The organism is Rhodococcus zopfii NBRC 100606 = JCM 9919 (assembly GCF_001895025.1).
Taxonomy (GTDB): Bacteria; Actinomycetota; Actinomycetes; order Mycobacteriales; family Mycobacteriaceae; genus Rhodococcus; species Rhodococcus zopfii.
The window spans coordinates 189328-211130 of record NZ_BCXI01000003.1 but is presented as its reverse complement, the minus strand read 5'-3'; the positions used below and the strand labels follow the sequence as shown (position 1 = coordinate 211130).

Annotated in this window: 24 protein-coding genes; 16 read left to right on the top strand and 8 right to left on the bottom strand. The window is 69.8% G+C overall.

Features of this window, described 5'->3' with window-relative positions:
- The 4 genes from RZ1_RS03175 to RZ1_RS03160 all read left to right on the top strand — a co-directional run.
- The coding region (locus RZ1_RS03175) for a Kelch repeat-containing protein (protein ID WP_280522811.1) at positions 1-1132 on the top strand (1132 nt) is incomplete at its 5' end.
- Positions 1133-1157: 25 nt separating this feature from the next.
- The gene (locus RZ1_RS03170) at positions 1158-1973 is read left to right on the top strand and encodes a CPBP family intramembrane glutamic endopeptidase (RefSeq protein ID WP_371306565.1); all 816 of its coding nucleotides are present in this window, start codon (positions 1158-1160) and stop codon (positions 1971-1973) included.
- A 155-nt stretch (positions 1974-2128) separates the two neighbouring features.
- Entirely contained in the window at positions 2129-3418 is a 1290-nt protein-coding gene (locus RZ1_RS03165) for an LCP family protein (RefSeq protein ID WP_244899312.1), read from the top strand.
- Positions 3419-3539: 121 nt separating this feature from the next.
- The gene (locus tag RZ1_RS03160; protein WP_072809122.1) at positions 3540-4094 is read left to right on the top strand and encodes a ferritin; all 555 of its coding nucleotides are present in this window, start codon (positions 3540-3542) and stop codon (positions 4092-4094) included.
- 106 nt (positions 4095-4200) lie between these two features.
- Here RZ1_RS03160 and RZ1_RS03155 read toward each other — a convergent pair whose 3' ends face one another.
- Genes RZ1_RS03155 through RZ1_RS03140 form a run of 4 tightly spaced genes read right to left on the bottom strand, consistent with a single transcriptional unit; the run spans position 4201 to position 7294 of the window.
- Positions 4201-5121, bottom strand: coding sequence for a DUF5926 family protein (locus RZ1_RS03155; RefSeq protein ID WP_072809120.1), 921 nt, complete (start codon positions 5119-5121; stop codon positions 4201-4203).
- Between the two features lie 9 nt (positions 5122-5130).
- A complete protein-coding gene (locus RZ1_RS03150) occupies positions 5131-5904 on the bottom strand; it encodes a glycerophosphodiester phosphodiesterase family protein (RefSeq protein WP_072809118.1) in 774 nt (257 codons plus the stop codon).
- The gene (locus RZ1_RS03145; RefSeq protein WP_072809116.1) at positions 5901-6953 is read right to left on the bottom strand and encodes a DUF4328 domain-containing protein; all 1053 of its coding nucleotides are present in this window, start codon (positions 6951-6953) and stop codon (positions 5901-5903) included. Before RZ1_RS03145 ends, RZ1_RS03150 begins: the two co-directional genes overlap by 4 nt.
- Complete coding sequence (locus tag RZ1_RS03140) at positions 6953-7294, bottom strand: rhodanese-like domain-containing protein (protein WP_218020436.1); 342 nt, start codon at positions 7292-7294, stop codon at positions 6953-6955. Before RZ1_RS03140 ends, RZ1_RS03145 begins: the two co-directional genes overlap by 1 nt.
- A 333-nt stretch (positions 7295-7627) precedes the next feature.
- On the opposite strand from RZ1_RS03140, the gene RZ1_RS03135 reads away from it, so the two are divergent.
- Positions 7628-8557: an LLM class F420-dependent oxidoreductase gene (locus RZ1_RS03135; protein ID WP_072809113.1), complete on the top strand. Its 930-nt coding sequence runs from the start codon at positions 7628-7630 to the stop codon at positions 8555-8557.
- 17 nt (positions 8558-8574) lie between these two features.
- Here the strand turns inward: RZ1_RS03135 and RZ1_RS03130 are convergent, their stop codons facing one another.
- The 3 genes from RZ1_RS03130 to RZ1_RS03120 all read right to left on the bottom strand — a co-directional run bounded on the left by RZ1_RS03130 (position 8575) and on the right by RZ1_RS03120 (position 11076).
- A complete protein-coding gene (locus tag RZ1_RS03130; RefSeq protein ID WP_072809111.1) occupies positions 8575-9171 on the bottom strand; it encodes an Rv1733c family protein in 597 nt (198 codons plus the stop codon).
- Between the two features lie 137 nt (positions 9172-9308).
- Positions 9309-9977 (bottom strand): peptide-methionine (S)-S-oxide reductase MsrA, encoded by a 669-nt coding sequence (msrA, locus tag RZ1_RS03125; RefSeq protein ID WP_072809109.1) that lies wholly within the window; start codon positions 9975-9977, stop codon positions 9309-9311.
- A gap of 10 nt (positions 9978-9987) precedes the next feature.
- Positions 9988-11076 (bottom strand): acyltransferase family protein, encoded by a 1089-nt coding sequence (locus RZ1_RS03120; RefSeq protein WP_083583490.1) that lies wholly within the window; start codon positions 11074-11076, stop codon positions 9988-9990.
- A 297-nt stretch (positions 11077-11373) separates the two neighbouring features.
- Between RZ1_RS03120 and RZ1_RS03115 the strand changes: the two genes are divergently transcribed.
- The 7 genes from RZ1_RS03115 (at position 11374) to RZ1_RS03085 (ending at position 17722) form a co-directional block, all read left to right on the top strand.
- The gene (locus RZ1_RS03115) at positions 11374-11997 is read left to right on the top strand and encodes a superoxide dismutase (RefSeq protein WP_068164327.1); all 624 of its coding nucleotides are present in this window, start codon (positions 11374-11376) and stop codon (positions 11995-11997) included.
- Positions 11998-12188: 191 nt separating this feature from the next.
- Complete coding sequence (locus tag RZ1_RS03110) at positions 12189-12716, top strand: peptidase (protein WP_072809106.1); 528 nt, start codon at positions 12189-12191, stop codon at positions 12714-12716.
- 265 nt (positions 12717-12981) lie between these two features.
- Positions 12982-13677, top strand: a complete 696-nt coding sequence (locus RZ1_RS03105) for a TMEM165/GDT1 family protein (RefSeq protein ID WP_072809104.1) — start codon at positions 12982-12984, stop codon at positions 13675-13677.
- Positions 13678-13975: 298 nt separating this feature from the next.
- The gene (locus RZ1_RS03100; protein ID WP_174565155.1) at positions 13976-14440 is read left to right on the top strand and encodes a MarR family winged helix-turn-helix transcriptional regulator; all 465 of its coding nucleotides are present in this window, start codon (positions 13976-13978) and stop codon (positions 14438-14440) included.
- The gene (locus tag RZ1_RS03095) at positions 14437-15699 is read left to right on the top strand and encodes an MFS transporter (protein WP_072809182.1); all 1263 of its coding nucleotides are present in this window, start codon (positions 14437-14439) and stop codon (positions 15697-15699) included. Before RZ1_RS03100 ends, RZ1_RS03095 begins: the two co-directional genes overlap by 4 nt.
- An 89-nt stretch (positions 15700-15788) precedes the next feature.
- Positions 15789-16556 carry an SDR family NAD(P)-dependent oxidoreductase gene (locus RZ1_RS03090; protein WP_072809102.1) on the top strand — a complete coding sequence of 256 codons (768 nt, stop codon included), beginning with the start codon at positions 15789-15791 and terminating at the stop codon, positions 16554-16556.
- A 329-nt stretch (positions 16557-16885) separates the two neighbouring features.
- Positions 16886-17722: an alpha/beta hydrolase gene (locus RZ1_RS03085; protein ID WP_072809101.1), complete on the top strand. Its 837-nt coding sequence runs from the start codon at positions 16886-16888 to the stop codon at positions 17720-17722.
- A 3-nt stretch (positions 17723-17725) separates the two neighbouring features.
- Here the strand turns inward: RZ1_RS03085 and RZ1_RS03080 are convergent, their stop codons facing one another.
- On the bottom strand, positions 17726-19279 hold the full coding sequence (locus RZ1_RS03080) for a TM0106 family RecB-like putative nuclease (RefSeq protein WP_283236495.1): 1554 nt from the start codon (positions 19277-19279) through the stop codon (positions 17726-17728).
- Between the two features lie 141 nt (positions 19280-19420).
- Here RZ1_RS03080 and RZ1_RS03075 point away from each other — a divergent pair, with 141 nt between their 5' ends.
- Genes RZ1_RS03075 through RZ1_RS03060 form a run of 4 tightly spaced genes read left to right on the top strand, consistent with a single transcriptional unit; the run spans position 19421 to position 21800 of the window.
- Positions 19421-20074: a DUF6474 family protein gene (locus RZ1_RS03075; protein WP_072809098.1), complete on the top strand. Its 654-nt coding sequence runs from the start codon at positions 19421-19423 to the stop codon at positions 20072-20074.
- Positions 20075-20081: 7 nt separating this feature from the next.
- Positions 20082-20570 carry a hypothetical protein gene (locus RZ1_RS03070; RefSeq protein ID WP_072809096.1) on the top strand — a complete coding sequence of 163 codons (489 nt, stop codon included), beginning with the start codon at positions 20082-20084 and terminating at the stop codon, positions 20568-20570.
- A 37-nt stretch (positions 20571-20607) separates the two neighbouring features.
- Complete coding sequence (locus RZ1_RS03065) at positions 20608-21270, top strand: YcnI family copper-binding membrane protein (protein ID WP_072809094.1); 663 nt, start codon at positions 20608-20610, stop codon at positions 21268-21270.
- A complete protein-coding gene (locus tag RZ1_RS03060) occupies positions 21267-21800 on the top strand; it encodes a copper resistance CopC family protein (protein ID WP_072809092.1) in 534 nt (177 codons plus the stop codon). Before RZ1_RS03065 ends, RZ1_RS03060 begins: the two co-directional genes overlap by 4 nt.
- Positions 21801-21803: the final 3 nt, after the last annotated feature.

The window sequence follows — 21803 nt, the reverse complement described above, 5'->3', positions numbered from 1 at the left end:
CCTCGGCGCCACCTTCATCGACGGCCGCATCGTCGCCGCCGGCGGCGAAGAACCCACCCGCGTCCTCGCCCAGGTCGAGGCGTTCGACGTGACCACAGGCACGTGGTCGGAACTGCCCGCGCTGCGCACGCCCCGGCACGGCCTGGCGCTCGGCGCGGTCGGGAACACGATCTACGCGATCGACGGCGCCACCGAGCCCACCCACGCCGAATCCACCGCGGTGAACGAGGCGCTGCAGATCCCACCACGGCAGATCCAGCCCGGCCCGGCGTGGCGTCGGCTGCGCGACGCCCCGATCCCCCGCCAGCAGAGCGCATCCACGGTCGCCGACGGCACCGTGTGGGTGCTCGGCGGGCTCGACAACAACGGCTCGACCGGGAAGGTGGAGGGCTACGACCCGGCGATCGACACGTGGAAGGCCGGCCCGGATCTCCCTGCGCCGCTGAACCATCCGATGGCCGTGGAGTACAACGGCGAGCTGGTGGTGCTCGGCGGCTGGGAGCCGGAAGGCCCCAATCTGACCGCGCATCCGTCGGATCGGGTGCTCGCCCTGCGCGACGGCCAGTGGGTCGAACTGCCTCCCATGCCCCAACCCCGCGCCGCCGGCGCCGCCGTCACCATCGGCAACAAGATCTACGTCTTCGGCGGCCAAGCCGACAACCAACTCGCCGCCACCACCGACGTCTTCGACGGCACCACCTGGACCACCGTCGCCGACCTGCCCACCCCCCGCGAACACCTCGCCGCCACCACCGACGGCACCTACGCCTACGCCCTCGGCGGCCGAAACCTGTCCGCCGACAAGAACACCGCCACCGTCGAACGCTACGACCCCACCACCGACACCTGGACCCGCCTGCCCGACATGCCCACCCCCCGCGGCGGCCTCGGCGCCACCTTCATCGACGGCCGCATCGTCGCCGCCGGCGGCGAAGAACCCACCCGCGTCCTCGCCCAGGTCGAGGCGTTCGACGTGGCGACCGGCATGTGGACCGAGCTGACGCCGATGGGCACCGCGCGGCACGGGCTCGTCGTCGCGACCGTCGGCAACACGATCTACGCGATCGACGGCGCGCAGCGGCCGACGCACGCACAGTCCACCGCCCTGGCCGAGGCACTCGACTTCTGGTGACCGCACCGCGCACCGGTGCGGCACAATCGCTGCGGTGACGACGCTCCGCGACTGGCTCTCCCCCGCACCCCGGAACCCGGCGACGCCGCTGAACGCGGCGGACCGTCGCGCGTTGTGGATCGAGATCACGATCGTCCTGCTCGTCACGTTCGGACTCAGCGGACTGTCGTCGATCCTGTCGTTGCTCGAGTCCGCGCTCGCACCCGCGCCCTTGTCGGAGCAGACGGTCGCGTTGAACGTGCCGCGGTCGTCGCAGCAGCTGATCGACCTGTCCCGGCAGCTGCTCGGGATCGTGCGGCTGCTGGCGTGGGCGGCGCTCGGCGTCTACCTGCTGTGGCGCAGCGGAATCGGACCGAAGATCATCGGGTTCGCGCGACCGCACCTGCGCCGCGACGTGCTGCCCGGCGTCGGGCTGGCCGCGCTGATCGGCATACCGGGGCTCGGCCTGTATCTCGCGGCGCGCGCGATGAACCTGAATCTGAACGTCGCGCCGAGCGTCCTCGAGGACTACTGGTGGCGGTTGCCCACGGAAGTGCTGTGGGCGATCGCGAACTCGGCGGCCGAGGAGGTACTGGTCGTCGCGTATCTGATCACCCGGCTGCGGCAGCTCGGCTGGTCGGAGAACAGGTCACTGGTCGCGTCGGCGCTGCTGCGCGGCAGCTACCACCTCTATCAGGGGCTCGGCGGCGGTTTCGGGAACTTCGTCATGGGTCTGATCTTCGGCCGGTTCTGGCAGAAGACCTCGCGGCTGTGGCCGCTGGTGGTCGCGCACGCGCTGATCGACTCGGTCGCGTTCGTGGGGTATCAGGCGCTGCGCGGACACGTGTCCTGGCTGCCGTGACGAGTCCCCCGGGCCGGCGCTCGTACGTGAGCGGCGGTTCTCGCGGCCGCGGAACGTACAGTTGACGCGTGAACGGCGACCGTCCCGACCCCCGGTATCGGCCGCGGCCGCCGCAGGGGCCGCCGCCTCGCCGTCCCGTACCCCCGCCTCGTCCCGTGCAGTCCGGACCGCCGCCCGAGGGCCCGCAGGTCATCCGCCGCGACGGCCGTCCGGCGCCGCAACAAGCCTGGTCGCAGGCGCCGAATCCGACGTACCGGCAACCCGCGGCGCCCTCTCGCACGGCACCGCCCCCGCGGCGGCCGCAATCGCAGCAGTCCCGGGACTGGGCACCCACGCAGACCCCGCAACGGTTCAGCGAACCGCGGCGGTCCGCCGAGCGAGGCCCGCAGCAGCGCCGCGCGCCGGCGCCCCCGGCCGGTCCACCACCCGGCGCCCCGCCGCGCCGACCTCGGCCGGCTCCCGGTCCGGCGCCACGCCGACGTCGGCCCGGATCGTTCCGCCGGTGGACGCGACGCATCGCACTCGCAGTCGTCGCGCTGCTCGTACTGACGGTCGCCGGGGTGGTCTACCTCGACGGCAAGCTCACCCGCATCGACGCCCTCGCCGACTACCCGGAACGCGTCGCGGACACGCCCGGCACGAACTGGCTGCTCGTCGGATCGGACAGCCGCACGGGGCTGACCGCCGAGCAGGAACAGGAACTGGCGACCGGCGGTGAGGTCGGCCCCGAACGCACCGACACCATCATCCTGGTTCACGTGCCGAACGGCGGCGGCGCCACCACGATGGTGAGCCTGCCCCGCGATTCCTACGTGTCGATCCCCGGATACGGGCAGGACAAACTGAACGCGTCGTTCGCGGTCGGCGGCCCGGCGCTGCTCACGCAGACCGTCGAGGGCGCGACCGGCGTGCACGTCGACCACTACGTCGAGATCGGATTCGGCGGGTTCGCGTCGATCGTCGACGCGCTCGGCGGCGTCGACATCTGCGTGCCGTATCCGATCGAAGACCCGCTGGCCGGGATCAACCTTCAGGCCGGCTGCCAGGAACTGACCGGACCGGAGGCGCTCGGGTTCGTCCGAACCCGCGCGACTCCACTCGCCGACCTGGACCGCATGAACAACCAGCGACTGTTCATGTCGGCGCTGCTCGGCAAGGCGACCGGCCTCGGCACGATGCTCAACCCGTTCCGGCTGTGGTCGCTCGCCTCCGGGGCGACCGCGACCCTCGAGGTCGACGACGGCACCCACTTGTGGGACCTGGCTCGCCTGGCGTGGGCGATGCGCGGCGAGACGGTGACCGCGACGGTGCCGGTCGGCGGGTTCGAGGATGTCTGGGGCTCCGGCAACGTCCTGCTGTGGGACCGCGAACGCGCGATTCCGTTCTTCGAGTCCCTCGCGGACGACCGGCCGATACCCCCGGAATTGCTCACGCCGACCCCTTGACAAAGGGGCTCGGAATGAACTCAGGCTTGGCTCACACTAGTCAGCCAAGGCAAGGCTGATCTTGATGAGCGTAGCCTCCGTTTGGATGCGCGAGCCTCTGACCTGCACTAATGTGACCGCAATGACGACCATGGGTGCGACGAACAAGAGCAAATTCCATTCGCTGCTGCACGATCAGATCCGCAACGAATTCACCGCGTCGCATCAGTACATCGCCGTCGCAGTGTTCTTCGACAACACCGATCTGCCGCAGCTGGCCAAGCTCTTCTACGCGCAGTCCGTCGAGGAGCGCAATCACGCGATGATGATCGTCCAGTACTTCCTGGACCGGGATATGGCGGTCGACCTCACCGGTGTCGACGCCGTGCAGTCGATGTTCGACAGCGCCCGCGAGGCCATCGCCCTCGCGTTGACGCAGGAACAGAGGGTCACCGAGCAGATCGTCGAGCTCGCCCGCGCCGCTCGCGACGACGGCGACTACCTCGGCGAGCAGTTCATGCAGTGGTTCCTCCAGGAACAGGTCGAGGAGGTCGCCACCATGAACACGCTGCTCACGGTCGCCGACCGCGCCGGCACGAGCCTGTTCCACATCGAGGATTTCGTGGCCCGGGAGATCAACAGCAGGGTCGCGGCTCCGGCGGTGAACGCTCCGGCTGCGGCCGGCGGCACCATCTGAGTTCGCCCTGGGGTTCATTTCCGAACGGGGTTCATCTCGAAACGCGGCACCGTCCGGCAGACCGATTCGGGTCTTCCGGACGGTGCCGTTTCCGTTCAGGAAATGTTCAGCGCAGGGTCACCTGACGGCCGCGCAGGCCGTCACGCGAACGCCGCTCGGCGGCGGTGAGCGGCGTATCGTCGGCCAACGCGTCGTCGAGGCGGGCGCCGAACTCGAGGGTCGGCGCAATCCACTCGTCGGGATGCTTCTCCGGGTCCAGATCGAAAACCGGCACCAGCAGGCCGTGCGTGCGGAACGAACCCGCGAACCGCGATCCCTCACCCAGGTTCAGTCCGCCGGCTGCGTGCACCCGCGACAGCGCGACCATCAGCGCGTCCTCGTCCTCGGGCCGCACCCACCGCAGGTGCGCCTTCTCGCCGGCGTCGACCCACCAGGCACCGACGAGGCCGTCACCGGACAGCCGCGCCGACGGCATGATCGCGTCGTTGGCGTGCGAAACGGTGTGCGCGACGTCCGCCGCGACCTCGACGCCCTCGGGGATCCACCAGTTGAAGTCCTGGTGCACGGTGATCGACGGGACGGCGTCGGCGACGAGGAGATCCTGCAGGCGCGGGGTGTCGGCATCGGCGCCCGCGGACTGCAGCGACGTCCCGGGCTCGGCGGTGCGTGCCCACTCGATCGCGGCACCGAGGTCGGCGGCCGGATCCGATCCGGGTGCGGCCAACTGCAGACCGACGTAGGCGACGACGTCGTCGCCCTCGTTGCGGACCAGCGCGGCGACCGCACCGGGCAGCACCGTCGCGGCGATGAGGGTACGGCCCTCGACCGGGGTCGCCAGCGGCAGTTCGACGAGCGCCGACGGCACGAACTCGCGCAGCGCGACGAGGTCGCATTCGGCGGCCAGGCCCTCGAAGGGCCGCGTCACCGAGGACGACGCCGCTTCCCGTTCGGCCCGCCGCTGCTCGAGCTTGGCGGCGCGGTTGCTGCCGGGCTTCGGTCCACTGTTTCTCTTGCTCTTCTTGGCCACCGCGCCAACCTACACGCCGCCCTGAACAGCCAGTAGCTGCTTGGTCCGCCCCGGATGGTTCGTGGCGACCCAGCCGACGCCGAGTTCGCGGCACAGTTCCACGTCCACCGGATCGTCGACCGTCCAGCAGTAGGTCGCGCGGCCCGCCGCGGCTGCCCGGTCCACGAGGTCGCGGTGCTCGCGCAGCGTCGCGATCGACGGTCCGATCGCGGTCGCCCCGACGGTCGTCGCGGCACTGCCACCCAGGTAGTGCGAGGTGTCGCCGAGCAGCACGGTCGGCAGCAGCGGCGCGGACCGGCGGATCCGCCACACCGCGCTCGCCGCGAACGACATCACCACGATCCTCGAGAAATCCGCGGATGCGGGGGTGGCCAGCCCGAATCGGGCGAGCTCTGCGAGCAGTTTGGCTTCGACGAGTCCGCCGTAGCGCACCGGATGTTTCGTCTCGACGAACAACTTGACCGGCAGGCTCGTCCAGTCCAGCACCAGTTCGAGGAGTTGCCGCAGGGTCAGCAGCGACGCCGGTTCGCCGGGGTTGCCGTAGTCGAATGCCGACAGTTCGTCGAGCGACATCTCGCTGACCACACCGGTGCCCGAGGACGTGCGGTCGATGGTGCGGTCGTGGACGCACACCAGGTGTCCGTCCCGGGTGAGCCGCACGTCGCATTCGAGTCCGTCGGCGCCTTCCCGCAACGCCAGCTCGTAGGCGGCGAGGGTGTGCTCGGCCTTGGCCGCGGACGCGCCGCGGTGCGCGACGACGCGGGGCGCTTCGTGCTGGTTCACGACACGACCGCCTCGGTGGGTTCCCGCCGCTGCGCAGACCCGCCGGACGATCCGACGGCCTCGACCGGTTCGTCGGGGACAGAACGCTGCGCGGCGGGTTCGATCGGGGCGATCGGCGAGTGCACCGGGCCGGACGCGACGGTGAGCTGCCGGTACTTCAGCGGGCGACCGCGCAGGTCGGCGCCGTCGAACAGCCGCAGCACGCGCAGCGCCGCGACGGCGACGACCGCGGCGACCGCGGCGGCCAGTGCGGACAGGATCACCCCGTCCGCGCGGGCCTGCAGGGTGTCGCGTTGCCGCCACAGCAGGGTCACGACGACCAGGACGGCGCTGACCACCCACAGCACCCACCACGTGCGGATCGCACGACGCAGCCGCGGGCTCCCGTCGTCGATCTCGGTGAGGAACACCCCCGGCAGCGCGAGATTGACCAGCGGAATCGCGCACCCGAGCACGATCAGTGCGGGCGGCCGCGGATCCGAGGTCCCGCGCGCCGCGTACATACGCGCGCGGACCCGGATCAGCCGCAAGGCCGCCGCGACGACGGCAACGAGTGCGACCAGTGGCGCGAGCACCTGGGTGGAGCCGACGGCGGCGTCGGACAGTGCGAGCGCGACCGGATCGACGAGACGGGTGCGGTTGAACAGCAGCAGCCCGTAGCGGACGGTCTCGGCGAGGGCGGCGGCCGCGAACAGCACCGCCGTCGCGACGAGGAGCGTCGGTGCCACCTCGGCGAGTTTCTCGGCGCGGGTCGGTTCGTCGAAGTCCGGGATCGAGCGAGGATCGCGCAGACCCCAGCGCGGCACCTCCTCGTACCGAGGTGTCGGACCGCCCGCCGAGTTGCCCGGACCGGGCGGGACCGAGCGGGAGGTCGCGGTGCCGGTGGACGGGACGGCCACCCAACGGAAGTTGCGGCGCGCCGGCGGCACCGGCCGCTGCGGGTCGACGGGCGAGAGCAGGAGCCCGCGGCAACCGGGGCACCATTGACGCGGCTGGCCCGTGACCGGCCAGCGGTGTTCGCAGCGGACGCAGATCTGATAGGCGGGCATCAAAAGATCTTCGCCGGGATGTCGCCGTCGGAGGCCAGCGGCAGGCCGTTGCGCTGCCAGGCCACCATGCCACCGTCGACCTGGAAGGCGTCGAAACCGATGTTGTTGAGGTACGCGACGACACCGAGGGATCGGCCGCCCTGCCGGCACACGACGTAGACCTCGGCGTCGATGTCGATGTCCTCGATACGGGCGGGGACCTCACCGATCGGGATGTGCTGCGCGCCCGGTGCGTGACCCGAATTCCATTCGTCGGCTTCGCGCACATCCAGGATCACCACGCCGTCGCCGGCCTCCGGGACATCGGCGACCGATACGGTGGGAACATCGGAGAAGCTCACATCGTCAATAGTGGCACGCGGCATGCAGTGCCGCAGCCGTCGACGCGACGCTGCACCACCGTCGCGTTACGCAGTTGTCACGGTGCGGCCACATTCATGACAAGAAGCGAGCCCGAAATCTCCACGGCGACGGAGTTATCCACAGTTTCCACAGGTTCATCCCCAGTTTTCGGGGTCATTCACAGCTCGTACCCCGCACTGCCCGGGAACATTTCGATCCCAGCCCCGCGACATGTCCGAATCATCGTGCGCCGCATCGGCACCTCCCGTACCACCGCCGCCGCCCGTCGGCGCGCCGCGCACGTATCGGCACCGAACTGAAAGGATCGTGGCATGGACCTACGGATCTTCACCGAACCCCAGCAGGGCGCCACTTATGCCGATCTCCTCGCTGTCGCGCAGACGGCCGAGCGGCTCGGATACGGGGCGTTCTTCCGATCCGACCACTACCTCGCCATGAACAGCAAGGGCCTGCCCGGCCCCACCGACGCGTGGATCACCCTGGCCGGCCTGGCGCGGGAAACCTCGACGATCCGGCTCGGCACCCTCGTCACGTCCGCGACGTTCCGGCATCCGGGACCGCTCGCGATCACCGTCGCGCAGGTCGACGCGATGAGCGGCGGCCGCGTCGACTTCGGGATCGGCGCCGGCTGGTACGAGGAGGAGCACCTCGCGTACGGCATCCCGTTCCCGCCCTTGCAGGAGCGTTTCGACAAGCTGGAGGAATCCCTGGCCGTGATCACCGGCCTGTGGGAGACCCCGGTCGGAAAAACCTTCTCGTACGAGGGCGCGCACCACCGGATCCTCGATTCGCCGGCCCTGGCGAAGCCCGCGCAGCGGCCGGGTCCGCCGATCGTCATCGGCGGCAAGGGCAAGCGCCGTACCCCCGCGCTCGCGGCCCGCTTCGCCGACGAGTTCAACGTGCCGTTCGAGTCGGCGGCGGAGTCCGCCCGGTTGTTCGCGCGAGTTCAGGATGCGTGCCGCGCCGTCGACCGCGACCCCGCGGAGCTCGTGTGGTCGAACGCGCTCGTGCTGTGCTGCGGACGCGACGAGGACGAGATCGCCCGTCGTGCCGCACGCCTCGGACGTGAGGTCGACGAACTGCGCGAGAACGGCCTGGCCGGCACGCCGGCGGAGGTCGTCGAGAAGATCGGGCGTTACGCCGAGGTCGGAACGCAGCGAATCTACCTGCAGATTCTCGATCTCGCGGATCTCGACCACCTCGAGCTGGTCGCGCAGGAAGTACTGCCGGCGGTGCGCTGAGCTCTGGCGCCGACGGATCAGTAGCTGTTGGTGGAGCCGAGGAAGATCTCGATGTCCCGGCTCCACCGGCGGGCGCGCGCGAGATCCAGGCGCCACCGGGTGAGAGTGAACACCGCACCGGCGACGAGCATCGTCCCGATCCAGGCGGACACGCCCACCAGCACCGACGACACCTTTGCGCTCGTCGCATCCATCGGCGGCAGCGTCTGCCGGCCGTCGGCGTCGACCCAGACCGGAACCTGGCTGCCGGCCGCGGTGGTGGCGTCGACTTCGATGTTGCCGTGTCGGGTCTCGCGGCCCCACGTCCACGAGGCCGGGACCGTCGCAGGCCCGGCGAGCGCGTAGTCGCCGTAGGTGGCGGCGGGCGTCGCCGGGATGTCCTCGGTCGTGGCCGTCACCAGGGACCGCTCCGCGGTCTGCTGGGCCGACATCTCGAGCTGGGTGTCCCAGGTGTGGGCCCCCGCCCACACGGACACCGGAATCATCGCGGCGACGAGGACGATGAGTACGGCCACAAGCCGCGCTTCGATCCGGTCGGTGCGGCGTACGAGAGGATTGCGACGCCGGGAGGATCGGCGCGCGGTTCGCAGATACGCCGCCGTGCTGTTCACCATGTCGAATCCGGTCCTTCCCCCACGTCCGTTGCTCATTCCAGGTTGGTCCGCCGAACCGGGAAGGGCAAGAGGGTAGGCCTTATATCACATGGGCACCGGCGTGCGCGAGGGCTGTTGGTCCGATCCGGGGAGAGCCGTCAGAGACCGAGACCGACGGGGCAGCTGACACCGGTCGCGTGCACCGGGCAATAACCGTTCGGGTTCTTCGCGAGGTACTGCTGGTGGTAGTCCTCGGCGTAGTAGAACTGCGTCAGCGGGGCGATCTCGGTGGTGATCGCGCCGTATCCGGCTGCGGCCAGGCGCTTGCCGAACGCTTCCGCGGTGGCCTCGGCGACCTCGATCTGCGATTCGTCGAACGTGTAGATCGCGGACCGGTACTGGGTGCCGCGGTCGTTGCCCTGCCGCATGCCCTGCGTGGGGTCGTGGTTCTCCCAGAACTGCTGCAGGATCTGCGCGTATCCGATCACCTGGGGGTCGAAGACGACGAGCACCACCTCGGTGTGCCCGGTGCGCCCCGAGCAGACCTCCTCGTAGGTGGGGTTGGGGGTGTAACCACCCGCGTAGCCGGCCGCGGTCGAGTACACACCGTCGAGTTCCCAGAACTCCTTCTCGGCCCCCCAGAAACAGCCCATGCCGACGACGGCCGTCTGCAGGCCGTCCGGGAACGGCGGGGTGAGGCGATGTCCGTTGACGTAGTGCCCGTCGGGCACGGGGATGGGGTCGGGTCGTCCGGGCAATGCCTGCTCGCGGCTGACCATCACGGATTTGGCGGTCTTATCGGAGTAGATCTCGTCGAACCAGGACATGGTCCCGATGCTACGCGCGCGTTTCGCTCTCGGTCCGGGTCGCGACGGCGGCACCGGTCGCCGGTGTGCGGAGGACCCACCGGTCGGTGATCCAGCGCCCGGCCGGGACCTCGACGAAGCGGTAGAGCGCCTCGGACACGAGCCCGCACACCACCGCGAACGCGAGCACGGCACCGGTACGGCCGAGATGTCCGACCGTGTTCTCGTACACCCGGTACAGCACGAGCGTGTGCACGAGGTAGATCGCGAAGCTGCGGGTCGCCGTCCAGTACACGACCCGTGAGCGGGCGAGCCGGCCGTCGTAGCGGGCGAGCAACACGACGGTCGCGGTGACCACGACGATCGTCCACAGGTAGCGGGTGCCGGCCCAGTACACCTGGTAGTCGGTGGCCACCCACACGACCATCACCTGCGCGAGCATCGCGAGGATCAGCGCGCGGGGTCGGGCCAGCCGCGCCCAGCCCAGGTAGATGATCTGGCCGAGGAAGACGGTCGGGAGGGTCGCGGCGATCTTCGACAGGAACGGCACCGCGTACGGCTGCGGGATGTACAGGTTGTAGAAGATCACCATCATGCATACCGCGGCGCCGAGGGTCGGCATCGCGGTCGGCGCGGCCCGCAGGAGCGGGCGCGCGATCACGCAGTAGAGATAGAACGTGACCTGGACCGCGAGGGTCCAGGTCACGCCGAGCACCGCGACCTCGGGTTTGAGGAAGAAGCCGCCGAGGAAGAAGCTGAGTGCCGCTTCGACGTCGGAGATTCCGGTCTGCCCGCTGAACATGCCGTTGATGCCGAGTCGCACCAGCACGATCGCGGCGAGGACCGCGACCCAGAATCCGGGCAGCAGGCGGGCCCCGCGGGCGATGAGGAACGGGCGGGCGTCCTGCCGGATCGCGGATCGGGTGATGAGCATCCCGGTCAGCATCATGAACGCGGCGACGCCGAGGAACGAGAGGTGCTGGTTGAGTTTCGCGCCGTCGACGAGAACGTCGTAGACGAGGTCGATCCCCCACCATCCGGTGCCGAGATCGTCGATCAGATAGAACGAGATATGCGAATACACGACGGCCAGAACGGCGAGTGTCTTCAGCAGATTCACGCCCGGAAATTCGACCCGCGGCGCTTCGCCGCCGCGTGCCGGATCGCTCGGAAGTGGCCGAAACACCCCGTAATGTTAATGTCCGGTTTACCTTCGCGCCGAATCTGCCTACGTTTGCACTGGTAGAGACCTTTGTCGCATTCCGAACCATCCAACAGCCCTCGACAGCGGTACGTCGGATATGCCGGAACCGGCTGCGTCCGAGTGTTGCGCAGGGTGTACTTATGAGTTTGGGTGGAAACCCAGAAGTACCGAAAACATGGACGGGCCGACAGGCCCGCAGATGAAGGGACCCTCGTGGCTGAGTACACGCTTCCGGAACTGCCCTACGACTACGCGGCCCTCGAGCCGCACATCTCCGCGAAGATCATGGAGCTGCACCACAGCAAGCACCACGCGACCTACGTCGCCGGCGCCAACACGGCCCTCGAGAAGCTGGCCGAGGCCCGCGACAACGGCACGATGGCTGCGCAGGCCACCAAGCTGGAGAAGGACCTCGCGTTCCACCTCGGTGGTCACACCAACCACTCGGTGTTCTGGCAGAACCTTTCCCCCGAGGGTGGCGACAAGCCGGAAGGTGAGCTCGCCGCCGCCATCGACGACGCCTTCGGTTCGTTCGACAAGTTCCGCGATCACTTCTCGGCCAACGCGAACTCGATCCAGGGCTCCGGCTGGTCCATCCTGGCGTGGGATTCCATCGGCCAGCGCCTGCAGATCGTGCAGCTCTACGATCAGCAGGGCAACATCTCCATCGGTCTGGTTCCGCTGCTCATGCTCGACATGTGGGAGCACGCCTTCTACCTGCAGTACCAGAACGTCAAGGCCGATTATGTCAAGGCCTTCTGGAACATCGTGAACTGGGCGGATGTCCAGGCCCGCTTCGAGCGCGCCCGTACCCAGACCGCCGGTCTGATCGTCTAGTCACGCCGCACACTCTGCGCCGAGAGGGACGCCGGATGTCCGGCGTCCCTTTTTCGTGTCCGGCGCCTGCACTGCTGGCACTCGAACCCCCTTGTGTGCCAGCCGGGAACCGGTCATTCTTCTCATATACCCGACGAGGTGTACCGATCGGCGCTGCGCGCCGCTACGACTTCGACTGGGGAGGTTGCGGGATGAACGGACGCGAACGAATCGAACTCGCCGCCTTCCAGGCCGCCGGATCACTGCGTGGTTTCGTGGTCTCGGGACGCTGGCCCGAGAGCACCCGCGAATGGACCCAACTGCTGGCGATGACGGTGCGGGTCGCGTCGCTTCCCGGCCTGCTTCCCACGTCCACCGTCTTCGGGGTGCGTGAGGAACTGCCCGACGATCCGGAACCGGGCACGGTCGGGCTGGTGGTGGCCGAGGGGCCGGTGCTCGGCGCGGAGGCTGTCGAGCCGGGGCGGTTCGCGGCCCATCAGCCACCGGCGCTGATCATGCTGCATCCCCCGTCGGAGACGACACCGTCCCTGCCCGAGAACGCGGGCGTCGCGTCGGGGTGCGTCCTGCTGCCGGGGCTGCCGCATCTGGGGCTGGAGCATCGGGCCGCGTGGGTGGAGGCCGAAGCCGACGGCACCGTGACGGCACTGGTCAGCAGGGTGGGCGTGGATCCCAACAGCGATCCCGACACCGCGATTCTGGCCATGCTGCTCGCAGCGTGACCGTCCTCCACATTCTCGAGTTCGGGTCACCAAACTTAGTGCGCCCTTTGCGATTTCGCTCCTGACGCGCTATCGTTGCCGAAGCGAAGGGGAGTAGCCCCCAATCGCTCGGTCGACATACTGGCACGACCCTTCGGGGTCCGGCCCGGCCGGGTGAACCGGATACATCGAATCCGGTGGGCGAGACCTTCGGCCGTCGACGCATCCCGCGCCGGCGACCGGAGGAAGCCCGTTTCCTCCATTTCGGACAGGAGGAACGACCCCGATGATCGCCGCGATCGCACTGAGTTTCGCAGTCGTCTTCATCGCCGAACTCGGCGACAAATCCCAGCTCATGGCAATGACGTTCGCGCTGCGCTACCGCTGGTGGGTGGTCCTGTCCGGCATCCTCGCCGCGACCACAGCCGTGCATCTCGTCTCGGTCGCCGTCGGTCACTACCTCGGGGTCGCCATCCCGTCCACGGCCCTCGCGATCGTCGGCGGTGTCGCGTTCGTGTCCTTCGGATTGTGGACACTGCGCGGCGATTCACTCGACGAGGACGAGCAGAACAAGGCCGCGCGCGTCACCCGGTCCGCGTTCCTCGCCGTGACCTCCGCATTCTTCCTGGCCGAACTCGGCGACAAGACCATGCTCGCCACCATCACACTGGCCGCCGACAACGACTGGGCCGGCGTGTGGATCGGATCGACGATCGGCATGGTCGCCGCCGACGCGCTCGCCGTCGTCGTCGGCGCCGTGCTCGGTAAGCACTTGCCGGAGAACGCAATCCGGCTCGGCGCCGCGGCACTGTTCTTCGCGTTCGGCGCCTGGATGCTCGGCGAAGGCCTGGCCCCCGGCACTCCGGCCGGGCTCATCGCCGGTGTCGCGACGCTCGCGGTGGCCGCGGCCATCGCCGTCGTCCGCACCTACGCGCCCGGCCGTCGCCGGGCCGGTGCGCCGCGCGTTCCCGTCGACCACTGAGCCGGAGTCTCATCGCAGGCCGGAACGCCCGGTATTCGCCGACGTGGGAGTCCGCCGACGGATTCGAGCAGTTCGCCAGGGTCGCGGCTGGCGCGTCCGGTGTGTCGATTTAGTACGTATTTCGAACCGTAGCAAGGTTTTTGGATCCGTCAACCGTTTCGGGAGGCGTCCGGCAGCCGGGACACCGCAGCCCGGAGGGTGATGCGCCTCCCGATTCACGCGTGGTCGCGAACCGCTCGTTCCCGCGCGCCCGCAGGAGTATGCTTGCCGATAGGCAATTAATATCCGGGGAGGCGACGTGGCTACCGACAGCACACGATTCGAGAACGACGAGATCGCGCGGCTGCGCGTCACCTTCGGCAAGATCGCCCGTCGCGTCGACCGCCGATCGTCCGGCGAGGACGGTCTCACCCGCAGCCAGTTCTCGCTGCTCTCCACCGTCGCGCGGCACCAGGACATCGGTGTGCGCGAGCTCGCCGAGATCGAGGGCATCAACCCGACGATGCTGTCGCGGATGCTCGGCAAGCTCGAGGACGCCGGCCTGCTCACCCGCTCCCCCGACCCCGGCGACAAACGTGTGGTCCGGGCCCGGATCACCGACGCGGGACGGGAACGATTCCTGCATCTGCGCGAGGTCCGGACCGCCCTGTTCGCCGAAAACCTCGCGGCGTTGTCCGACGAGCACAGCGACGCGATCCGCCGCGCGCTCCCCGCGCTCGAAGCCCTCGCCGAGAGCATGGCCGACGCGGGGTGCCGCCCGTGACAGTCCTCGCCGACCTGCGCGGACAGACGTTCGCCGCACTCCGCGGTGCGAACTTCCGCCGCTACATCACCGGCCAGGCCGTCTCCCTGATCGGTACCTGGATGCAGATCGTCGCCCAGTCGTGGCTGGTCCTCGAACTGACCGGTTCCGGCACCGCGATCGGCGTGGTGCTGGCGCTGCAGACCGTGCCGATGCTGCTGCTCGGTCCGTACGGCGGCGTCGTCGCCGACCGGGTGGACAAGCGCAGGCTGATGATCGGGCTCCAGACGATGATGGGGCTGCAGGCACTGGCCCTGGGCCTGCTCACCGTGACCGGCACCGTCGAGCTGTGGCACGTGTGGGTGCTTGCCGTGCTGCTCGGCCTGAACCAGTGTTTCGAGAACCCGGCCCGCCAGTCGTTCATGCTCGAGATGGTCGGCCCCGAGGACCTGCGTAACGCCGTGAGCCTGCAGTCCGTGCTGGCGGCGTGTTCGCGCATGATCGGACCGGCCGTCGCGGGCCTGGTCATCGCCGCCGGCGGCCTCGGCGTGTGCTTCCTGCTCAACGCGGCCAGCTTCGTCGCGGTCGTGGCGTCGCTGTTGCGGCTTGACGTCTCCCGGCTCGATCCGTCGCCCCTGGCCGAGCGGGCGCGCGGACAACTACGGGAAGGTCTGGCCTACGTGCGGCGCAGTCCCGACCTCGCGGTGCCGCTGCTCATGATGGCGCTGGTCGGTTGTCTCGCGTTCGAGTTCCAGGTCGTGCTTCCCGTCGTCGCGGAGCACGTGCTCGACGCGGGGGCCGGCGGCTACGGCTTCCTCACCGCCGCGATGGGTGCCGGGTCCGTCGTCGGCGGGCTCGTCATCGCCACCTGGGGCCGCACCGGCGTCAAACCGCTGGTGGCGACCGCACTCGCGTTCGGTGTCGCCATGGCCGCCGCCGCGGCCGCGCCGAACCTGGGATTCATGATCGTCGCGATGGCCCTGGTCGGCGGGCTGAGCGCCTCGTTCACCGCGACCACCAACAGTTCGCTGCAGCTCGCGGCGGCCCCGACGATGCGCGGCCGGGTCATGGCCCTGTGGTCGGTGGCGTTCCTCGGTTCCACCGCGATCGGCGGCCCCTTCGCCGGATGGGTGTGTGAGGAGTTCGGCGGCCGGGCCGGGCTGCTGCTCGGCGCCGTCGCGTGCCTGGTCGCGGCCGGGCTCGGCGCAGCGCTCCTGGTCCGCGGGCGGAGCCGCGCGCTCCCCCCGGTCGACGCGGCCGTCGTCGACGGCTCCGCGTAGCCGCTGGACGTCCCGATCCGCGGTCGCCACGCTAGGGTTCGAACCCAGACGAGGCGTGCCGACCGGGCCGCCGGAACAGGAGTACAGCAGTGGAAATTCAGGGAACCGCAGCACTGGTCACCGGTGCGGCGTCCGGGCTCGGCGCGGCCACCGCGAAGCGCCTCACCGACGCCGGTGCGACCGTTTTCGGTCTCGACCTCGCCCAATCCATCGAGCGGGTGGGTGGCAAGGCTCCCGAGGGCGTCACACTGCTCGCCACGGACGTCACCAGCGCCGACGACGTGCAGGCCGCGGTCGACAAGATCGTCGAGTCGGGTGTGCCGCTGCGCACGGTCGTCAACTGTGCCGGTGTCGGCTGGGCCGGCCGCATCCTGTCGAAGAACGGCCCGCACGACCTCGAGCTGTTCCGCACCGTCATCACCGTGAACCTGCTGGGCACGTTCAACGTGATGCGCCTGGCCGCGGACGCCATCTCCAAGACCGACCCGGTCGACGATGCCGGCCAGCGCGGCGTCATCGTCAATACCGCGTCCGTAGCTGCATTCGAGGGCCAGATCGGGCAGATCGCGTACTCCGCATCCAAGGGCGGCGTGCACGGCATGACCGTTCCCGCCGCCCGCGACCTCGCGCAGTTCGGTATCCGCGTCAACACGATCGCCCCCGGCATCGTCGACACCCCGATGCTCGCCGGTGTCACCGAGGAGTACCGCAAGGGCCTCGAGGCCGGGGTGCCGTTCCCGTCCCGCCTGGCCCAGCCCGCCGAGTACGCCCAGCTCGTGCAGATGATCGTCGAGCACGATTACCTCAACGGCGAGACCATCCGCATGGACGGTGCGCTGCGCATGGCGCCTCGCTAGGCGGCTCCGCCGCCCGTGCGTGGTTTCGGTAGTCCCTACTACCAAAACCGCGCACGGGGCACGGCTACCTCGGCAGGAGGTACGAGCCCGGGTACAGCAAGTAGGAACGCTGACGGGAAACGTCGACCCGGGAAACTCCGACCGCCCCAGCGACAGTCACCGCCAAGGTCACGAAAAGTACAGCCACAGTGCATATTCTGCGGAGCATGAGACATCCTTTCTGATGTGTTCTCGTCCATCCATCTATGCACCGATGAACGGGATTCGCTATTCGAAACGCCCTGCGGCGGCCCAGTTGATTCGATCGAACGACGAGTCACACTCGAGGTATGACCCCCGCAGCAGCAGTCGTACGGGTGGCGATGGCCGTCGTCGCCCTGGTCGCGGTGGCGGGCCTCGCACTGTGGGCCGGCCAGCGGCGGTTGATCTATCTGCCGGACGCATCCCCACCGCCCCCGGCGGCCGAGGTCCTGCCCGGCGCCAGGGACGTCCGGCTCACCACGTCCGACGGGCTCGAGCTGGGCGCCTGGTTCGTCCCGGCAACCAATCCCACCGGCCCGGGCACCGGCTTCACCGTGCTGTTCGCTCCCGGGAACGGCGGCAATCGGCTCGACCGGGCACCGCTCGCCGCCGCCCTGTCCATGGCGGGTTTCGCGACGCTGCTGGTGGACTACCGCGGCTACGGCGGCAATCCGGGCCGTCCCACCGAGGCCGGTGTCGCGCTCGACGTGCGCGCCGCCCGGCAGTTCCTCCTCGCCGACGAAGCAGTCCCGCCCGATCGGCTCCTGTATCTCGGGGAGAGCCTCGGCACCGGCGTCGCCGTCGAACTCGCCGCCGAGTATCCGCCGGCCGGCCTGCTGCTGCGCTCCCCGTTCGTCGACCTCCCGGCAGTCGCGCGGCACCACTATCCGCTTCTCCCCACGGCCCTGCTGTGGGACCGGTTTCCGGTCGCCGCCACCGTGGCCCGGATCGGGATACCCGTCACCGTCGTGTACGGCACGGCGGACACGATCGTCCCGCCCGCACAGAGTGAGCGGGTCGCCGCCGCGGCGCCGCATCTCGTCGAACGGGTCGTCCTGCCGGGCGTCGAGCACAACGACCCGCCCATGTTCGGGCGGCCGGTGGTCGACGCGCTGATCCGCCTGGCCGCCGCCGTCCGGTCGTGACGATCAGAGGTCGTCGATGTGCGGGATCTCCTTCACCGCACGGTCGGTCATCCACTCGCGCAGAATCTTCGTCGCGATGACATCGTCCTCGTTGTATTCGAGCAGACGCTGCCGCTGCGTCGGATCGGGCGCACCCTCGTAGCCGACGGCCTCGCGATACCAGCTCATCGACGCCTCCCCGCCGGCCTCCTCGTCGCGCCACCGATGTCCCGCGAGCGGCGCAATCTTCTTGAGCCCCTTGCCGTTCGGGCAAACGAACTGATCGGTCACGGCCTGGTACACGTCGACCCACTGCGGCGAGTCGATGAACGCGCGCACCTCAGCCTCACTCGGCACACCGGGCAACCCGTGGAACCGCCGCGCCGACGCCAGCAGCCACTTGTCCTCGGCTGTCCTCGAATAGCAGTACGCGGCAAAGGTTTTCCCACGACGCTCGGCGATCTTGCGCTGATCCGACAGCCACGTCCAGAACTCGCCGAAGGAGCGGGCCTCGTCGGCGGTGGGCACCGGATCCCAGGTCGCGAACGGCAGGTACTCCGAATCACCGTCCGCGTTGAGCAGCGTCCCCCACAGGTACGCACCGAACTCGTGGTAGCTCTCCATGTCGACGTCGACCTCGATGTCGGCGCGGTGCACGTGCACGTGCCCGTACCGCCGCACCAGGGGCGCCCCCGCCAGCCACGCCTTCGCCATCACGACCGTGTCCGCGAAGGACCCCTGCGGCCACACCTCGGGTTCCGTGCCGTCCCAGCGGGCCAGATCGTCGACGGTGTGCACGCCGAGTTCCCGCAGCACCGTCGCACGCTGACCGGGCGCCACCAGCGACACGTCGTGCGTCTGCACCAGCTGTGCGCGGCAGCGCGCCCACCACGGGCAGGTGCGGCACTCCCCGATCTGCGCCGGTTCGGTCGCGACCTCGCCGCGCGCGATCGCGATCCGGTCCACGAACCGTTCGTCGTAGTCGGCGAGCACCTCCGACAGGTCGTGCACGAGGATGCAGTCGCCGCCGTACCCGACCGCCCCGGCGACCTTCGCGGGGCTGGCCAGCCCGTGCCGTTCGAGCATCCGGTACAGCTGGGCGACGCGCATCTGGTCGCGGAGCTGGCTGCGCACCTTGCGGGTCTCGTCGATCGCGGGCTCCCACGCGAACAGCCCGGTCGTGGTCGCGCCACGACCCGGATCGGTGACCTTGTGGTTGACGACGATCACCGGGATGTAGCCGCCGCGTGCGGTGTCCCGCAGCAGGATCTCGGACCGGCCGCGCCGGCCCGTTTCGGGGTCGGCGGGCAATACCGCACCCCAGATCCGGTCGGCTCCGTCGCGGCACGCCCGGATCGTGTCCTCGGCGCGCCGGGACGCGGGCCCGTCGGCGGCGATCCGCACCCAGCCGGGCTGTGCGTCGAACAGTTGCCTGCGGATCGATTCGCGATGCGCCGCAGCGGCCTCCTGCCGCTGCTTCGCTCCGGGGTTCTCCGGTGCTGCCGCCAAGTCCTCGGGAAACGTTGCGTCCAGATACACCCGGTGACGGCACCTCGTCAGCGCGCTCGCCTCGATCAGGACGGGCGATCGCCGCTTTTCGATGGGTGCATCCACAACTGTCCAGGGTATTCGTCCTAAGGTGAACCGATACCACCGGCACAGATAGCCTGATCTACAGGCGCCCGCTGCGCCGTCACACCGAATGGAGGGTGCTGTTCGATGGCGTTGTTCAACCGGCGGAAGCGTCGCGCCACCCGCAAGGCCGAGGCGAAGGCCCTGAAGCACAAGGCCGCGCTCGAAGCGAAGCTCGGAGCGAAGAACCAGTCGAGGCGGGATCGACGCGCCGCGAAGGCACAGGCCAAGATCGACAGAGAGCTCGTCAAGTCGCAGGCCCGGATCGAGAAACAGCAGGTCGCCACGCTCAAGGCCCAGGAGAAAGCCGCCGCCACGCAAGGATTCACCGCGGCGAAGGTGCGCCGCTATCTCGGCGTCGCGCGGTTGCTGGCGCCCGTGCTGGTGCCGCTGATCTACCAGGCCGTCACCGCACTGCGCGGGCAGCTCGACGCGCGCCGGGCGCAGCGCATGGGCATCGCGATCGACCAGCTCGGCGAGTTCACCGGGCACGGCGCGCGACTGAGCGCCCGCGTCGCAGGGGCCGAGCAGTCCGTCTCCAAGATCGTCGAGCAGCATCCGCAGGATGCCGAAACCCGCAAGTTCGCCGACGCCATCCGCGCCCGGCTCACCGATCTGACGACCGCGATCGGCGCGGCCGAGCAGATGCCCACTCAGCGTCGCCGCTCGGCACACGCGGCGATCTCCGCCGAGCTCGACGGCATCGAAGCCGACCTGCTGGCCCGGCTCGGGGTGCGCTGACGTTCCCGTGGCTACCGGTCCGGTCCTGCGCGGTGCGACCGCGGGTGCTCTGACAGCAGCACTCGCGATCGTCGCGCACGCCGCGGCCGGTGGCGGAATGCCCGCGGCACCGGGCGCGGTGCTGCTGGTCGCGATCGCCGCCACCGTCGGTGTCGCGGCTGCGCATCTACCGGCGGTGCCGACGGTCGCGTTGCTCGCGGCCGGCCAGGCCGGCACGCACGCCGTCCTGGCGACCGTCCCGGCCGAGCACACCCACCTGTCGTGGACGATGCTGGCCGCACACGTGGTCGCGGTCGCGGGATGTGCCCGGCTGCTCACCGTCGCCGGACGGCTGCACGCGGCGATCACCCGGGTGGTGCGCGCGGTGCTGTCGGCCGGTCCGGTGCCGGTCGACGCTCCGGTGCAGGTGGGACCGGGCGGTGCGGTGCGCCGGATCGTCGAGGCTCGACCGCCGCCGAGCATCCGTCGGAGGGGACCACCCGTCGCGGTCGCCTGAGCCGCATCTCCTCTCCGATCAGAAAGCCACATACCCGATGAAGACCCTCCCGACCCGCGCCGTCACGGCCGCGGGCATCACCGCTGCGACGCTGTTCGCCGGTGCCGGCGTCGCGTCCGCACACGTCGGGGTCGTCGCCCCCGGCGCCGCGCAGGGCGGCTACTCGGTGCTCACGTTCCGGGTGCCCACCGAGTCCGAAACGGCCGGAACCACCGCGGTGACGGTGGCACTCCCCGGCCTGAAGTCCGCGCGGACCGAGCCGATGCCGGGATGGACCGCGACCGTCACGAAAGACCCGGCGTCCGGCCTCGCGACCTCCGTGACGTGGACCGCCGACCCCGGTGTCGCCGTCGGTCCCGGCCAGTTCCAGCAGTTCCTGCTGTCCGCGGGGCCGCTGCCCGAACAGGACACGGTGTCGTTCCCGGCGGTGCAGACCTACAGCGACGGCCAGGTCGTCGCGTGGGATCAGGCCACGACCGGCGACGACGAGCCGGAGAAGCCGGCGCCGACCCTGACTCTCACCGCGGGCAGCGACGGCGACGCGCACGGCACCGAAACCACGGCAACCACCGACACCACGGCGACCTCCGAGGACGCCACCGACAACACCGCCCGCTGGCTCGGCGGGATCGGCCTGGTGCTGGGCGCGCTCGGCGCCGCCCTCGGGCTCGGTGCGTTCGCGAAGGGGCGACGCTCATGAATCGCATGTTCGCAGTCCTGGCCGCCCTGATCGCGGCACTACTGATGTCCGCAGGCCCGGCGTCGGCGCATGCTGTCGTCCTGTCCAGCAACCCGGATGAGGGCGCGCAGATCGCGCAGGCACCCGAGCGGGTGTCGGTGACGTTCAACGAGCCGATGCAGGAGCAGTTCGCGGCGCTCACCGTCGTCGGACCGGACGGAAATCTGTGGTCACACGGCACTCCCGCGGTCGCCGGCGCGACCGCCAGCGTCGAGGTCGGCGAGCTGGGGCCGGCCGGCCAGTACACCATCGCGTTCCGGATCACCTCCGCCGACGGTCACCCCGTCAGCGGCACGCGCACGTTCACGCTCACGCAGGACGGAGCGGGCACGCCCGGCAAACCGGCCGCCGGCACGAGCACCGATTCACCGTCGTCCTCCGCGGAGACCGACGGTGACGGCGGCGGCATCGCGGTGTGGTGGTTCGTCGCGGCCGCGGTCGTGGTGGTCGTGGGCGGACTGTGGTTCGCGTTGCGCAAGCCGAAGGCCTGATCG

What these genes read in the sequence shown, in the direction of transcription:
- RZ1_RS03160 (WP_072809122.1), top strand. Translation starts at nt 3,540, where the DNA reads ATGACGACCATGGGTGCGACGAACAAGAGCAAATTCCATTCGCTGCTG.
- RZ1_RS03105 (WP_072809104.1), top strand. Translation starts at nt 12,982, where the DNA reads ATGATCGCCGCGATCGCACTGAGTTTCGCAGTCGTCTTCATCGCCGAA.
- RZ1_RS03065 (WP_072809094.1), top strand. Translation starts at nt 20,608, where the DNA reads ATGAAGACCCTCCCGACCCGCGCCGTCACGGCCGCGGGCATCACCGCT.
- RZ1_RS03110 (WP_072809106.1), top strand. Translation starts at nt 12,189, where the DNA reads ATGAACGGACGCGAACGAATCGAACTCGCCGCCTTCCAGGCCGCCGGA.
- RZ1_RS03145 (WP_072809116.1), bottom strand. Translation starts at nt 6,953, where the DNA reads ATGCCCGCCTATCAGATCTGCGTCCGCTGCGAACACCGCTGGCCGGTC.
- RZ1_RS03085 (WP_072809101.1), top strand. Translation starts at nt 16,886, where the DNA reads ATGACCCCCGCAGCAGCAGTCGTACGGGTGGCGATGGCCGTCGTCGCC.
- RZ1_RS03130 (WP_072809111.1), bottom strand. Translation starts at nt 9,171, where the DNA reads ATGGTGAACAGCACGGCGGCGTATCTGCGAACCGCGCGCCGATCCTCC.
- msrA (WP_072809109.1), bottom strand. Translation starts at nt 9,977, where the DNA reads ATGTCCTGGTTCGACGAGATCTACTCCGATAAGACCGCCAAATCCGTG.
- RZ1_RS03060 (WP_072809092.1), top strand. Translation starts at nt 21,267, where the DNA reads ATGAATCGCATGTTCGCAGTCCTGGCCGCCCTGATCGCGGCACTACTG.
- RZ1_RS03135 (WP_072809113.1), top strand. Translation starts at nt 7,628, where the DNA reads ATGGACCTACGGATCTTCACCGAACCCCAGCAGGGCGCCACTTATGCC.
- RZ1_RS03075 (WP_072809098.1), top strand. Translation starts at nt 19,421, where the DNA reads ATGGCGTTGTTCAACCGGCGGAAGCGTCGCGCCACCCGCAAGGCCGAG.